Genomic DNA, 15058 nt, shown 5'->3' with positions numbered 1-15058 from the left:
CGGCACCCCGGTCCTCAGTACTTCTGCTTGGTCCGCTTGGCCGGCTTGCCGCGCTCGGGCAACGGCGGCAGGCCGCTGTCCATGGCCTCCCCGTCCAGCTTCTCGACCAGGCGGAAGTCGATCTTGCGCTCCTCCATGCTGGCCTTGAGCACCAGGATCCGGACCCGGTCGCCCAGCCGGAACGCGTTGCCGCGACGGTCGCCACTGAGCGTCTTGCGGATCGGGTCGAACTGGTAATAGTCGTGCGGCAACTGGGTCACGTGGACCAGGCCGTTGACCTTGGACTCGTCCAGCTCCACGAACAGGCCGAAGCTGGTCACGCCACTGATCACGCCATCGAACTGGCCACCGACGTGCTTTTCCATCCACGCCGCGCGGAAACGCTCGTCGACCTCGCGCTCGGCCTCGTCGGCACGGCGCTCGCGTTCGGAGCACTGCAGCGCCAGGGCTGCCATCTCGCGCGGGGTGTAGGTGTACTTCTCGCGCGGCGCGCCGGTCAGCGCGTACTTGATCGCGCGGTGCACCAGCAGGTCGGGGTAGCGGCGGATCGGCGAGGTGAAGTGCGCGTACGCCTCCAGCGCGAGGCCGAAGTGACCGTTGTTGTCCGGCGAATACACCGCCAGCGACTGGCTGCGCAGCAGCACCGATTCCAGCAGCGCCGCGTCCGGGCGCTCGCGCACCTTCTTCAGCAGCTTGGTGTAGTCGCCCGGCTGCACCTTGCTCCAGGCCGGCAGGCTGAGCTTGAACTCCTTCAGGAATTCCAGCAGGTCGGCGAACTTGGACTCCGGCGGCCGCTCGTGCACGCGGAACGGGGCCGGGATGTGCGTGGACAGCAGGTAGCGCGCGGCCTCCACGTTGGCCGCGATCATGCATTCCTCGATCAACTTGTGCGCGTCGTTGCGCACCATCATGCCGGCCTGGGTGACTTCACCGCGGTTGTCCAGCACGAAGCGCACTTCGGAGGATTCGAACTCGATCGCGCCACGACGCTCGCGCGCCTTGGCCAGGATGCGGTACAGCTGGTGCAGGCTCTCGATCTGCGGCAACAGCGGGCCGATGAAGGCCTTGGCGTCGGCATCGTCCTCGCCCACCGCGGCCCACACCTGGGTGTAGGTCAGGCGTGCATGCGAGTTCATCACCGCTTCGTAGAACTTCGAGCCGGTCACCTGTCCGTCGCGGCCCACCTGCATGTCGCAGACGAAGCACATGCGGTCTTCCTTCGGCCGCAACGAGCAGATGCCGTTGGACAGGGTCTCCGGCAGCATCGGCACGACGAAGCCGGGGAAGTACACCGAGGTGGCGCGCTTCTGTGCTTCATCGTCCAGCGGTGTGCCGGGACGCACGTAGTTGGACACGTCGGCAATGGCCACCACCAGGCGGAAGCCGTCGCGGTTCGGTTCGCAGTACACCGCGTCGTCGAAATCCTTGGCATCCTCGCCATCGATGGTCACCAGCGGCATCGAACGCAGGTCCACGCGCGTGCCGATCATCGACGGCTCGACCGTCATCGGGATGGCGGTGGCTTCGTCGAGCACTTCCGGCGGGAACTCGTACGGCAGCTCGTGGCCGTGGATGGCGGTTTCCACCACCAGCGACGGGGTCAGCTTGTCGCCCAGCACCGCGATGATCCTGCCGATCGGCGGGCGCCGTGAATCCGGGGCGTGAGTCAGCTCGCATACCACCAGCTGCCCATCCTTGGCCCCGCCGGTGGCATCGGCCGGGATCTGGATGTTGCGCTGGATGCGCTTGTCGTCCGGCACCACGTAGCTGATGCCGGCCTCGACGCTGAAATGGCCGATCAGGCGGTTGACGCCGCGCTCCAGCACGCGCGCGATGGCGCCTTCGCGGCGACCACGGCGGTCGATGCCGGTGACGTTGGCCAGCGCACGGTCACCGTGCATGACCTTGCGCATTTCATACGGCGACAGGAACAGGTCGTCGCCGCCCTCGTCCGGGCGCAGGAAGCCGAAGCCCTCCGGGTTGGCGATCACCACACCGGGGATCAGGCTCAATGCCAGCACCGGGGCGAAGCCACCACGGCGGTTCTGCACCAGCTGCCCATCGCGCACCATCGCCCCCAGGCGCTTGGCCAACGCATCGGCGCGGTCCGGTTCGGTCAGGCCCAACTGCGCGCCGATCTCCTCGGCGTTCTGCGGCCCCTCGCAGCGCTCCAGCAACTGCAGGATCGCCTCGCGGCTGGCGATGGGCTGGGCGTAGCGCTCGGCCTCGCGTGCGGCGTAGGGGTCATCGAAGGCCGGTGCCGGGGCCGCCTTGCGGCGGCCGCGCACGAAACTCTGTGGCGAGGCGTTGTCCGGCGTCTTCTTGCCGCGGCCGGGCTTGGCCGGGGCGGTCATGCTGTCCGGCATCCAGGCCGGCAGCTTGGTGGATTTGCGGGCCTTGCCCGGCGCCTTGCCCGGCGTGCTGCCGGAGGCGGACTTGTGGGCCTTGCCGGCCCCAGTGGTCTTTTTGTTTTTCATCGCCCTACATGGTACCTGCTGTGCCGTGGATACAGTGCGTACGCCGTCAAGCGCGGCGGATGTGAAAAAACGTTGACAAAGCCCGTCACCCCGGCCAAAATCGCCGGCCTGAAATGCCCAGGTGGCGGAATTGGTAGACGCACTAGTTTCAGGTACTAGCGGGTAAAACCATGGAGGTTCGAGTCCTCTCCTGGGCACCAAGCACAAGATCAGACCCGCGCAAGCGGGTCTTTTCGTATCCGACGTTCAACGCAGCCCTGCCGGCACGAAGGAGCCCTTCCCGCACCGGCCTTCACAAAAGTGTTGACGAAGGGAAAAACGACCCGCATAATCTCGCTCCTGAGTCGCCCAGGTGGCGGAATTGGTAGACGCACTAGCTTCAGGTGCTAGCGGGGGCAACTTCGTGGAGGTTCGAGTCCTCTCCTGGGCACCACGACTCAAGAATGAAGAAACCCGCGAAAGCGGGTTTTTTCATGCCCGCGATCCAGCACGGGACAGGCGGTGCCGAGCCACGCCCGGCAAGCATCCCGGCGCAGCATGCCTGCGCTCACCCCCTGCATCACCCCTGCACGTCAGCGCGCGAACTCCTTCGCACCGGCCACACACGGCACCGCGGCCAGCGTCACTGCACGCTCACCGCCTCGTGCAGCAACGATGCCACCGGCCTTGCACTCGCCTTGCGCGCTTCCCCCAGAGGGAAAACATCGCGCCCGCCACCGGCAACGCCTTCGATCAATCGCACAACGCCGGCAGCGTCCTGCGGTTCAACGCCGCCCAACAAGTGGATGAGCGCTTCCACGAGGTGCTCGCACGCGCGTTGTCCGCCGCAGTTGGTGATGTCCGCAGGGACGCGATGCAGGACTGATGCAGCGCTGAAAAAAACCTGCGCATCGCCTGCGAAATCCTGTTGACATGTCGCGCGTTCTCCAACAGAATTCACGCACTGAGTCGCCCAGGTGGCGGAATTGGTAGACGCACTAGTTTCAGGTACTAGCGGGTAAAACCGTGGAGGTTCGAGTCCTCTCCTGGGCACCACGACTCAAACAGATCAAACCCGCGAAAGCGGGTTTTTTCATGCCTGCAGTCCAGCACGAAAGAAGATCGAAGCAAGGCAGTGCCGGGCAATGCCCGGCACGTATCCGGCAGGGCACAGCGCAGCACGGCAGCGCTCTATCGCTGCACCACCCGATCGTGCCGAGCCACGCTCGGCACGTATCCGGCACCTGCTCCGCCAACGCCGATCAATGACCGCCCGCCGATGCAGCGCCACCGCCCGCACCGAACGGCGGCTTGGCCATCCACACGATGCCGGTGATCAACAGGAACACCCAGCCCAGCAACAGGAAGATGTCGTTGAAGCCCATCTGCGAGGCCTGGTGCACGATCATGTTGTCCAGCACCGCGGCACCGCGCTGCAGATCGCCCTGCCCCATCGCGGTGACCTGCGCATGCATGCCCGGGTCGTACAGCGACACGTGCTCGGTCAGGCTGGCGTGGTGCTGCTGGGTGCGGCGCGCCCACAGCCAGGTGGTCAGCGAGGCCGCGAAGCTGCCGCCCAGGGTGCGCAGGAAGGTCGCCAGGCCCGAACCGGCCGCCACTTCACGGCCATCCAGGTCGGACAGCACGATCTGCAGCACCGGCATGAAGAACAGCGCCACGCCCAGGCCCATCAACAGCTGCACCCCGGCCACATGCTCGAAGTTGACCTGCAGGTTGAAGCCCGCGCGCAGGAAGCAGGTCGCCGACAACACCACGAAGGCGAAGCTGGCCAGCGTGCGCATGTCGAAGCGGTGCCCGAACTTGCCCAGCAACGGCGCCAGCAACACCGGCAGGAAACCCAACGGCGCCGTGGCCAGGCCCGCCCAGATCGCGGTGTACCCCATGTCCCGCTGCAACCACTGCGGGATCATCAGCGCCACCGAGAAGAACGCGGCGTAGCCGACCACCATCGCCAGCGTACCGGCGCGGAAGTTCCGGTGGCGCAGCAGGCGCAGGTCCACGATCGGATCCTTGTCGGTCAGCTCCCAGATCACGAACACCGCCAGCATCACCACCGCGATGCAGGTCAGCACCACGATCTTGGTCGAGGCGAACCAGTCTTCCTCGTTGCCCAGGTCCAGCATCAGCTGCAGGCAGCCCACGCCGATCACCAGGGTGACCAGGCCGACGTAGTCCATCTTCGGCTTCTCGACCTGCTCCACGCGGTGCCGCAGCTGGCCACCGACGATGGCTGCGGCGATCACGCCCAGCGGCACGTTGATCAGGAAGATCCATTCCCAGCTGTAGTTGTCGGTGATCCAGCCACCGAGGATGGGCCCGGCGATCGGCGCGACCACCGTGATCATCGCCAGCAACGCGAGCGCCTGCCCCCGCTTCTCGCGCGGATAGATCGACACCAGCAGCGACTGGGTGATCGGGTACATCGGGCCGGCGACGAAGCCCTGCAGCGCGCGCGAAACCACCAGCATGCCCATGCTCTGCGCGATGCCGCACAGCAGCGAGGCGATGGAGAAGGCGATGGTCGCCCACATGAACAACTTCACCTCGCCGAAGCGCCGGCTCAGCCAGCCGGTCAGCGGCAGCGCGATGGCCGTGCTGACCGCGAACGAGGTGATGACCCAGGTCGCCTGCTGCGAACTGGCGCCGAGGTTGCCGGCGATGGTCGGCAGCGAGACGTTGGCGATCGTGGTGTCGAGCACCTGCATGAACGACGCCAGCGCCAGGCCGGCCGTGCACAGCGCGACGTTGACCGGCGCCTGGCCGGCCTCCGCCTGCGGGGCTGCGGGAGCTTGAGCGGACATGATGACCTCAGCCGGCGCGGGCCGACGACGGCAGGTTGCCCTGGATGATGGTGTGGATCAGCGCGTCGGCTTCCTGCAGTTGCCTGGCGTAGACCTCGGTGCCGTACACGGTGCCCTTGGCGACGTCGGCCGGCAGCACGCTGCCCTTCTGGTCGTGCAGGTTCACCTCGGCCTTCATCGACAGGCCGATGCGCAACGGGTGGTCAGCCAGCTGCTTGGCATCGATGGCCACGCGCACCGGCACGCGCTGCACGATCTTGATCCAGTTGCCGCTGGCGTTCTGCGCCGGCAGCAGCGAGAACGCCGAACCGGTGCCCAGGCCGAGGCTGGTGATGTGGCCCTTGTAGGTCACCTCGCCGCCGTACAGGTCCGAGCGCAGTTCCACTTCCTGGCCCAGGCGCATGTGGCGCAGCTGGGTTTCCTTGAAGTTGGCTTCCACCCACATCTGCTCGGTCGGCACCACCGCCATCAGCGCGGCGCCCGGCTGCACGCGCTGGCCAACCTGTACCGAACGACGGGCCACGTAGCCACTGACCGGCGCCACGATGCCGGCGCGGGCATTGTTCAGATAGGCCTGGCGTAGCTGCGCCGCGGCGGCCTGCACGTCGGGCTGGGTGGCGATGACGGTGTCATCGACCAGCGCGCGGCTGCGCTCCACGCTTTCGCGCGAACCGGACACCGCCGCTTCGGCGGCCGCCAGCTCATCGGCGGCGTGGGCAAGTTCCTCGCGCGAGATCGCGCCGGTATCGGCCAGGCCCTTGCGCCGCGCGTAGTCCTCGCGGGCGCGCTTGAGCGTGACCTGGCGGGCGTTCAACTCGGCCTGCGCGCCTTCCACGCTGCGGTACATGCCGCGCACCTGGCGCACGGTGCGGGCCAGGTTGGCTTCAGCCTGCTGCATGGCCACCTCGGTGTCGGCCGGGTCCAGCTGCACCAGCAACTGGCCCTGCTCCACCTTCATGCCGTCATCGGCGGCGATGGACACCACCGTGCCACCGACCAGCGGGGTGATCTGCACCTGGTTGCCGACCACGTAGGCGTCGTCGGTTTCCTCGGCCCAGCGGCCCATCAGGTAGTACCACGCGACGAAGGCGACCAGCAGGATCACCACGATCAGGAACAGGCCGCGCAGCAGCTTGCCGCGGCGGCTGGGTGCGGCGGCGGCCGCGTCATTGGAAGAAGTCTGGCTCATGGAAAGGACTCTCAGGAATTCGGAAGATCGGAAGCCTTGGCGGTACCCGGCAGCGCGTCGTCGCCGGGCTGGTAACCACCGCCCAGCGCCGCGCTCAACTGCACCGAGGACAACAGCTGCTGCGACTGCAGGTTGCTCAGCCGCTGCTGCGCTTGCAGCAGCACGTCCTGGGTGCCGAGCACGTCCAGGTAGTTGCCGATGCCCGCGCGGTAGCGCTGCTGCGCCAGCGCGTTGGCCGACTGCGCGGTGGCCACGGCCTGCTGCTGGGCTTCCACCTGGGTGGCCAGCGAACGCACCGCGTTGACCTGGTCGGCCACCTCGCGCAGCGCCTGCACCACGGTGGTGTTGTAGCTGGCCACGGCCAGGTCGTAATCGGCGTCACTCTTGGCCAACCCGGCGCGCAGACGGCCACCGTCGAAGATCGGCAGGCTCAATGCCGGTGCCAGCAGGCCGAAGGTGGAGCCGCTTTCCAGCAGGCTGCCGACGTCCTTGGACACCACGCCGCCGAGCGCCATCAGGTTGAGGCTGGGATAGAAATGCGACTTGGCGACATGGATCTGCTTGTCCGAGGCTTCCACCCGCCAACGCGCGGCGACCACGTCGGGACGACGACCCAGCAGTTCGCTGGGCAGCACGCCCGGCAACTGCAGCGCCAGCGGGCTCAGCGCCTCCGGCACGGTGATCTGCAGGCCGCGGTCCGGCCCCTGGCCCAGCAATGCGGCCAGCCCGTTGCGGGCGGCATCGATCTGCTGCTGCGCCGCCAACTGCTGCTGCCGTGCCAGCGGGATGCGGGCTTCGGCCTGGCGCACCTGCAGGTCGCTGTCGATGCCGGCGCTGCGGCGCTGGCGGGTCAGTTGCAGCAACTGTTCCGAGCGCGCCAGCTCTTCATTGGCCACCCGCTGCAGGGCACCGGCGTGGGCCAACTGGGCGTAACCCTGGACGATGGCCGCCGACAGGTCCAGCCGTGCCGCCTGCGCGTCCACCGCCGCGGCATGCCGGCTGTCCACCGCCGCTTCCCAGGCGGCGCGCTTGCCGCCCCACAGGTCCACGCCATAGCTGAAGTTCAGCACGGTCTGCACGCTGCCGGCGTAGTGGCCACCGGCCTCGCCCAGCATCGATTCGGGCAGGCGCATGCCGGTGTAGCCCGGCGAGACCGACAGGCTGGGCATGCGCTCGGCCTTGCTGCCGGCCACCTGCGCCTGGGCCTGGCGCAAGCGCGCATCGGCCACTTCCAGCGACGGACTGTTGCGCAGCCCTTCTGCGACCAGCGCGTCGAGCTGGGCATCGCCCAGGGCACGCCACCAGTCCACGGCAGGGAAACCGGAGGCGCTCAGGTCATCACCGGCCAGGCTGCGGCCGGCCTGCAGGCCGTCCATGTCGAGCGGGCGTCCCTGCGGCTGCAGCCCACGGCTGCTGGCACAGGCAGTGAGCGCCAACGCCAAAACGCCCACCAACAGCGGGCGGGCTGATTGCAATGGATGAGTTTTCATGGGGAAGAGAGGGAGTCGCGGACTCGGGTCAACAGGGAAGTCAAAAGAGCGCGCTCGGCGTCGTCGAGGTCGCGCATGGCCAGGTCCATCACCCGGTCACCGCGCACCTTCAACTGCTGCCAGAGCACCTGGCCTTTTTCGGTAAGCACGATCTGCAATGCACGCCGGTCCTGCGCATGCGGCTCGCGGCGCAGGCAGCCCAGCGCTTCGAGCTTGTCCAGCAGGCGCGTGACCGCGCTGGGCACCTGGTTGATGGCCTGGCCCAGCTCGGCCGCCGTGCACGGGCCCATGTTGACCAGCACCTTCAGGCCCACGTAGTGGGTGAAATTGATGCCCAGGCCTTCTTCGGCCATGGCGGCATCGAGCTGGCGCACCAGCCCGTCGCCGACCTGGCGCAACAGCAGGCCGAAACTGGGGGGCATGGCGATCGGGGGCACGGACAGGCAGGAAATCATGGGGCGGCATATTATTTCCATTTGGAAATATTCTCAATGGAACATTTCCAACAAGAAGTGAATTCAGTGTTACAGATTTGGATCGAATCCCGCGCCGTGCCGGTTGCCGCGGCGGTACACGCTTGGCATCGCCGCCGCCATCCGGATAATCGGGCGGCTGGAAGCCGGCAGCCACGCCGCGGCTTCAACGTTCACAGGTAGCACCACCCGCAATGACCGACCTTGCACGCCCCGCGTTCCACGGCTTCGAACAGCAGCCGCTGCGTGAATACGCCGAACGCGCCTATCTCGATTACTCCATGTATGTGGTCCTGGACCGCGCCCTGCCGTTCATCGGCGACGGGCTCAAGCCGGTGCAGCGCCGCATCATCTACTCGATGAGCGAGCTGGGGCTCAGCGCCTCGGCCAAGCCCAAGAAGTCGGCACGCACCGTCGGTGACGTGATCGGTAAGTACCACCCGCACGGCGACAGCGCCTGCTACGAAGCGCTGGTGCTGATGGCCCAGCCGTTCTCCTACCGCTACCCGCTGATCGACGGCCAGGGCAACTTCGGCTCCAGCGACGACCCCAAGTCGTTCGCGGCCATGCGCTATACCGAATCCAAGCTCACCCCCATCGCCGAAGTGCTGCTGGGCGAGCTGGGCCAGGGCACCGTGGACTGGACGCCCAACTTCGACGGCACCCTGGAAGAGCCCAGCTGGCTGCCGGCGCGCCTGCCGCACCTGCTGCTCAACGGCACCACCGGCATCGCCGTGGGCATGGCCACCGACGTGCCCTCGCACAATCTCAATGAGATCGTCAGCGCGCTGGTGCACCTGATCGACGACCCGGACGCCACCGTGGCCGAGCTGTGCGAGCACGTGAAGGGCCCGGACTACCCGACCACCGCCGAGATCATCACCTCGCCGTCGGACCTGCGGAACATCTACGAGACCGGCAACGGCAGCGTGCGCGCCCGCGCCACCTTCCTGCGCGAGGCCAGCAACATCGTGGTCAACGCGCTGCCGCACCAGGTCTCCCCGTCCAAGGTGATCGAGCAGATCGCCGCGCAGATGCGCGCCAAGAAGCTGCCGTGGCTGGAAGACATCCGCGACGAGTCCGACCACGCCAACCCGGTACGGGTGGTGCTGATCCCGCGTTCCAACCGCGTCGATGCCGAACAGCTGATGGGCCACCTGTTCGCCACCACCGACCTGGAACGCAGCTACCGCGTCAACCTCAACGTGATCGGCCTGGACGGGCGCCCGCAGGTCAAGAACCTGAAGATGCTGCTCGGCGAATGGCTGCGCTTCCGCCAGGACACGGTCACCCGCCGCCTGACCCACCGCCTGCAGAAGGTCGAGCGTCGCCTGCACCTGTTGGAAGGCTTGCTGATCGCCTTCCTCAACCTGGATGAGGTGATCCGCATCATCCGCACCGAGGACGATGCCAAGGCCGCGCTGATCGCCCGCTTCGCGCTGAGCGAGGACCAGGCCGAGTACATCCTGGAGACCAAGCTCAAGCAGCTGGCCCGCCTGGAGGAAATGAAGATCCGCGGCGAGCAGGACGAGCTGGCCAAGGAACGCGACAAGATCCTGTCGATCCTGCAGAGCAGCGCCAAGCTGAAGAAGCTGGTCAAGGACGAGCTGCTGGCCGATGCCAAGAAGTTCGGCGATGCCCGCCGTTCGCCGCTGGTGCAGCGTGTTGCCGCCCAGGCCATCGACGAGACCGAGCTGGTCGCCAGCGAACCGATGACCGTGGTGCTCTCGGAGAAGGGCTGGGTGCGCGCGGCCAAGGGCCACGACGTGGACGGCGCCACGCTGTCCTACCGCGAAGGCGATGGCCTGCTTGCCGCCACCCGCACCCGCAGCACCCAGCAGGTCGCCTTCCTCGACAGCGAGGGTCGCGCTTACTCCACGCCGGTGCACACCCTGCCCTCGGCGCGCGGCAACGGCGAGCCGCTGACCGGCCGCTTCTCGCCGGCGGCGGGCAGCTCCTTCGTCACCGTGGCCAGCGGCGAGAACAACACCCGCTTCGTGCTGGCCTCCTCGCACGGCTATGGCTTCGTCACCCGCTTCGAGAACCTGGTCGGCCGCAACAAGGCCGGCAAGGCGATGCTCAACCTGAGCACCGGCTCGGCGGTGCTGTCGCCGTCCGTGGTCGCCAACCCGGAGACCGACCGCATCGTCGCGGTGACCAGCGCCGGCAACATGCTGGCCATCCCAGCCGCCGACCTGCCCGAGCTGGACAAGGGCAAGGGCAACAAGATCATCGAGATCCCCAAGGCCAAGCTCTCCACCGAGCGCGTGGTGGCGGTGGTCGCGGTGGGCCCGGGCAACACCCTGCTGGTCCGCAGCGGCCAGCGCACGATGAACCTGTCGTTCAAGGACCTGGAAACCTACCTGGGCACCCGGGCCACGCGCGGGCACCTGCTGCCGAGGGGGTGGCAGAAGGTCGAAGGGCTGGAGGTCAAGTAATTCACTTCACTGGCGCGCGGCGGCGCGTTCGGCAATGCGATTGCCGGATGTGTGCGTGGCGCGGCAGAAGGTCGAAGGGCTGGAAGTCCAGTAATCACGAAAAAGCGGGGCGGACCCCACGGCTTTTTTTTCGCAGGAGCGGCCTCGGCCGCGAAGCCGATGAACGCGCCGGTCAGGCACGGCCTGCATCTGCAGCATTCCCGGCATCGCGGCCGCGGCCGCTCCTACAATGGTGCCCTCTTCCCTTGGACGAACCCCATGCATCCCGACTTCTGGCTCCAACGCTGGCATGACGGCCAGATCGGCTTCCACCGCAATGAGGTGATGCCGTTGCTGCAGAAGCACTGGCCCGACCTGCAGCTGCCCACCGGCAGCCGTGTGCTGGTGCCGCTGTGCGGCAAGACCCTGGACATTCATTGGCTGGCCGCGCAGGGGCACCGGGTGCTGGGCGTGGAGTTGTCATCGCTGGCCGTGGAGCAGTTCTTCGCCGAAGCCGGCCTCACCCCGCAGCGCCACCGCAGTGCCAGCGGCGAGCACTACGTCGCCGGGCCGATCGAGATCATCTGCGGCGATGCCTTCGCGCTCGATGCAACGTTGCTCTCCGACATCGCCGCTCTCTACGACCGTGCTGCGCTGATCGCCCTCCCGCCGGCGCTGCGCGAGCGCTATCGCGACACCGTCTATGCGCGCGTGCCGCAGGGCTGCCAAGGCGTGCTGATCACCCTGGAATACCCGCAGGACGAAAAGCAGGGCCCACCGTTCTCGGTCGAGCAGCCCGAGGTGGAGCAGCTGTCCCGACTGGGTTGGAAAGTGCAGCTGGAAGAGCGCCGCGACATCCTCGACCAGCAACCGGACTTCCGCGCGCAGGGCGTGAGTGCGCTGTCCACGGCCGTGTATCGCTTGCTGCACGGCTGAAAGCGGCCCTCACCCCACCCCCTCTCCCGCGAGCGGGAGAGGGGCTTGTCACGACCAGTCCACGGACTCCGAGCCCCTCTCCCGCCTGCGGGAGAGGGGGTGGGGTGAGGGTCGCTTCAAGGAAAGACCCCAGAAAGAAGAAGGGCGGCTTGCGCCGCCCCTCCTCCGTCATCCCGATCAGTGCGCCGGGGTGCCCTTGGCGTCCATCTTGCTGGTCTGGTACAGCGCCAGGCCGATCCGCTTGATCAGGCCCAACTGCTGCTCCAGCCACCAGGCATGGTCTTCCTCGGTGTCACGCAACTGCGCGATGAGGATGTCGCGGCTCACGTAGTCGCCGTGCGCTTCGCACAGCTTCACGCCGGCGGCCAGGTTGGCGCGCACTTGGTATTCGACCTGCAGGTCCTTCTCCAGCATCTCCACCACGGTCAGGCCCGGCTCGAAGCCGTGCGGGCGCATGTCCGGGTTGCCGCCCAGGAACAGGATGCGGCGCAGCAGCGCGTCGGCGTGCTCGGTCTCCTCCTCCATCTCGTGGCCGATGCGTTCGTACAGCGCCTGCAGGCCCTGGTCCTCGTAACGGCGGGAATGGATGAAGTACTGGTCGCGCGCAGCCAACTCGCCGCGCAGCAGCTCCTTCAGGCATTCGATGACTTCGGGTTTGCCCTGCATGGGGGTGCTCCTGATGGTTCGGAATGGGCATAGGGTGCCCTATCCCGCCGCGCAATGATCTAATCGGAATCACTTTCAGTTGCGCTTCCCCTCGCCGGCCCGCCTTTTGACACCTGCCGGCTTCACAAGCTGTCTACAATCGCCGGACACACCTGACCGGGGGTAGGCCTGTGCTGCGTTGGCTGATGCGTTCACTGGGGATCTTGCTGGGTCTGTTGCTTGTTCTGGTTCTGGTCGTGTGGCTGCTGCTGCGCGGCAGCCTGGCCCAGTTGGATGGCGAGTTGCTGTTGCCCGGGCTCAGCGCCCCGGTCAGCCTTGATCGCGATGCCAACGGTATGCTCACCGTACAGGCCGCCAATGAGGCGGACATGGCGCGTGCGCTGGGCTACGTGCACGCGCAGGAGCGCTTCTTCGAGATGGACCTGATGCGGCGCGCCGCCGCCGGCGAGCTGTCCGAACTGTTCGGCGCCGCCGCCCTGCCCCGCGACCGCGCCATGCGCGTGCACCGGCTGCGGGCACGCACCCATGAAAACCTGGGCGTGGCGCTGGGCGACAAACGCACGGTCATCGAGGCCTATCGCGAGGGCGTCAACGCCGGCCTGGCCGCCCTGCCGGTGCGCCCCTGGCCGTACCTGCTGCTGCGCCAGCAGCCACGGCCGTGGGAACTGGAAGACTCGGTCCTGACCGGCTTGGCCATGTATGCCGACCTGCAGGACACCAGCAATACCCGTGAACTGGCGCTGGGGCGCATCCGCGAGGTCGTGCCTCCGGCCCTGTATGCCCTGATCAGCCACGACGGCAGCAGCTGGGACGCGCCCCTGTTCGGAAACGCGCGTGGCGATGCGGTGCTGCCGGGGGCGGATGCCTTGGATCTGCGCGTTGCGCCGCCCGCGCAGGGCGACGCGACGGCAGCCCTCTCTCCACCCTCCGCGTCGCAGAGGGTCCCCCTCTCTCCCGCACGGCGGGAGAGAGGCCTCGGCGGGCCGCCGGAGGCGGCCGATTACTTTCCGGGAAGCAACAACTTCGCCGTGTCCGGGGCACTCACCGCCGACGGCCGCGCGATCATCGCCGATGACATGCACCTCACCCTGCGCGCACCCAACATCTGGTTCCGCGCGCGCCTGCGCTATGCCGAACCCACCGCGCCGGACGGCAACATCGATGTCACCGGCTTCACCCTGCCCGGCCTGCCGGCGGTGATCGTCGGCAGCAACACGCGCGTGGCCTGGGCGTTCACCAACAGCTACATCGACACCGCCGACTTCGCGCCGCTGCCTGCGGACACGCCGCTGCGCGAGCACGTGGAATCCATTGCCGTCGCCGGGCAGGCACCGGAACGGCTGCTCGTGCGTGAATCCGACTGGGGCCCGGTGCTGCATGACACCCCCGATGGCTCGCTGCTGGCGCTGCGCTGGGTGGGCCAGCTGCCCGGCGCGGTACGCCTGGACTTCGCCGACATGGCCAAGGCCGCCGACCTCGATGCCGCCTTTGCCGTGGCCGACCGCTCCGGCATCCCGGCGCAGAACCTGCTGGTCGGTGACCGCAAGGGTCGCATTGCCTGGCGGCTGATCGGCGCACGTCCGGACCGGAGCCCGGACTGTTCGCATGGCATCGACACCCCCACCCAGGCGGTGCCCGCCATGCCGGCGACGTGTAGCGCGTGGGCGATCCGCTCCGACCAGGCCCCGTCACTGGTCGACCCGCCGGACCACCGCCTGTGGACCGCGAACGGGCGCGTACTCGACGGCCCGGCGCTGGCGGTGGCCGGCAACGGGGGCTACGACTTCGGCGCACGCGCCCGGCAGATCCGCGACGGCCTGTTCGCACGCCAGCAGTTCACCGAACGCGACCTGCTCGCCATCCAGCTCGATGACCGCGCCCTGCTGATGGAACGCTGGTGGAAGCTGTTGCGGCAGACCGTCGAGCACAGCAGCGATCCCTCGCTGCAACGGTTGGAAGCGGCCACCCGCAGCTGGGAAGGCCACGCCAGCGTCGACTCGGTCAGCTACCGGCTTGCCCGCGGCTTCCGCGGCATCCTGCTCGACAACCTGCAGGCCGCGCTGCTGGCACCCGCGCAGGCCACCTTGGGCGATGACTTCATCGCGCCCAACCTGCCGCAGCTGGAGGGCGTGGCCTGGCCACTGCTGACCGAACGGCCGGTACACCTGCTGCCGCCACCGTTCAAGAGCTGGGATGCGTTGCTGGCCGAGAGCGCCGTCCAGCTGGAGAAGGACCTCACCGCCCAAGGGGCGGACCTCACCCAGCGCACCTGGGGCGAACGCAACACGGCGGCCATCTGCCACCCGGTCAGCCGCGCACTCCCGGAACTGTTCAAGCGCTGGCTGTGCATGCCGCGCCAAGCCCTGGCCGGTGATGGCGACATGCCGCGCGTGGTCGGCCCCTCCTTCGGCGCCTCCGAGCGCATGGTGGTCTCACCCGGACATGAAGCCGACGGCATCGTGCACATGCCCGGCGGCCAGAGCGGTCATCCGTTGTCGCCGTTCTGGGGCGCGGGCCATGAGGACTGGGTCAAGGGCACGCCGACCCCGTTCCTGCCCGGGGAACGCGTGCACACGCTGCGCCTGAGCCCACGTTGACCCTGGCCGGCC

General features: G+C 67.7%; 10 protein-coding genes and 3 tRNA genes. 6 read left to right on the top strand and 7 right to left on the bottom strand.

All coding sequences use genetic code 11. The features are described 5' to 3' along the window. Positions 1-14: 14 nt before the first annotated feature. The gene (rnr, locus tag ACIPR8_RS04650; protein WP_446540286.1) at positions 15-2477 is read right to left on the bottom strand and encodes a ribonuclease R; all 2463 of its coding nucleotides are present in this window, start codon (positions 2475-2477) and stop codon (positions 15-17) included. Between the two features lie 115 nt (positions 2478-2592). On the opposite strand from rnr, the gene ACIPR8_RS04645 reads away from it, so the two are divergent. Beyond that, positions 2593-2677 (top strand) — tRNA-Leu (locus ACIPR8_RS04645). A 146-nt stretch (positions 2678-2823) separates the two neighbouring features. Beyond that, a tRNA-Leu gene (locus tag ACIPR8_RS04640) sits at positions 2824-2910 on the top strand. Between the two features lie 189 nt (positions 2911-3099). Here the strand turns inward: ACIPR8_RS04640 and ACIPR8_RS04635 are convergent. Then, positions 3100-3417, bottom strand: coding sequence for a hypothetical protein (locus ACIPR8_RS04635; protein WP_446540285.1), 318 nt, complete (start codon positions 3415-3417; stop codon positions 3100-3102). A gap of 10 nt (positions 3418-3427) precedes the next feature. Between ACIPR8_RS04635 and ACIPR8_RS04630 the strand changes: the two genes are divergently transcribed. Beyond that, positions 3428-3512: transfer RNA gene (locus tag ACIPR8_RS04630), tRNA-Leu, on the top strand. Between the two features lie 206 nt (positions 3513-3718). On the opposite strand, the gene ACIPR8_RS04625 is transcribed toward ACIPR8_RS04630, so the two are convergent. Genes ACIPR8_RS04625 through ACIPR8_RS04610 form a run of 4 tightly spaced genes read right to left on the bottom strand, consistent with a single transcriptional unit; the run spans position 3719 to position 8379 of the window. After that, complete coding sequence (locus ACIPR8_RS04625; RefSeq protein ID WP_132865106.1) at positions 3719-5278, bottom strand: DHA2 family efflux MFS transporter permease subunit; 1560 nt, start codon at positions 5276-5278, stop codon at positions 3719-3721. A gap of 7 nt (positions 5279-5285) precedes the next feature. Further along, positions 5286-6467 carry an HlyD family secretion protein gene (locus tag ACIPR8_RS04620; RefSeq protein WP_313251465.1) on the bottom strand — a complete coding sequence of 394 codons (1182 nt, stop codon included), beginning with the start codon at positions 6465-6467 and terminating at the stop codon, positions 5286-5288. Between the two features lie 11 nt (positions 6468-6478). Beyond that, the gene (locus ACIPR8_RS04615; RefSeq protein WP_446540284.1) at positions 6479-7957 is read right to left on the bottom strand and encodes an efflux transporter outer membrane subunit; all 1479 of its coding nucleotides are present in this window, start codon (positions 7955-7957) and stop codon (positions 6479-6481) included. Next, positions 7954-8379 (bottom strand): MarR family winged helix-turn-helix transcriptional regulator, encoded by a 426-nt coding sequence (locus tag ACIPR8_RS04610; protein ID WP_446540283.1) that lies wholly within the window; start codon positions 8377-8379, stop codon positions 7954-7956. Before ACIPR8_RS04610 ends, ACIPR8_RS04615 begins: the two co-directional genes overlap by 4 nt. Before the next feature lie 245 nt (positions 8380-8624). On the opposite strand from ACIPR8_RS04610, the gene parC reads away from it, so the two are divergent. Continuing rightward, positions 8625-10868 carry a DNA topoisomerase IV subunit A gene (parC, locus tag ACIPR8_RS04605; protein ID WP_446540282.1) on the top strand — a complete coding sequence of 748 codons (2244 nt, stop codon included), beginning with the start codon at positions 8625-8627 and terminating at the stop codon, positions 10866-10868. Between the two features lie 258 nt (positions 10869-11126). Continuing rightward, on the top strand, positions 11127-11783 hold the full coding sequence (locus ACIPR8_RS04600) for a thiopurine S-methyltransferase (protein ID WP_446540281.1): 657 nt from the start codon (positions 11127-11129) through the stop codon (positions 11781-11783). Positions 11784-11960: 177 nt separating this feature from the next. On the opposite strand, the gene ACIPR8_RS04595 is transcribed toward ACIPR8_RS04600, so the two are convergent. After that, positions 11961-12449: a bacterioferritin gene (locus tag ACIPR8_RS04595; RefSeq protein ID WP_132865112.1), complete on the bottom strand. Its 489-nt coding sequence runs from the start codon at positions 12447-12449 to the stop codon at positions 11961-11963. A 185-nt stretch (positions 12450-12634) separates the two neighbouring features. On the opposite strand from ACIPR8_RS04595, the gene ACIPR8_RS04590 reads away from it, so the two are divergent. Then, positions 12635-15046, top strand: a complete 2412-nt coding sequence (locus tag ACIPR8_RS04590) for a penicillin acylase family protein (protein WP_446540280.1) — start codon at positions 12635-12637, stop codon at positions 15044-15046. Positions 15047-15058: the final 12 nt, after the last annotated feature.

This window comes from Stenotrophomonas sp. LARHCG68, assembly GCF_052871705.1.
The sequence above is the reverse complement of the archived record's forward strand: the minus strand, read 5'-3'. Positions and strand labels throughout refer to the sequence as shown.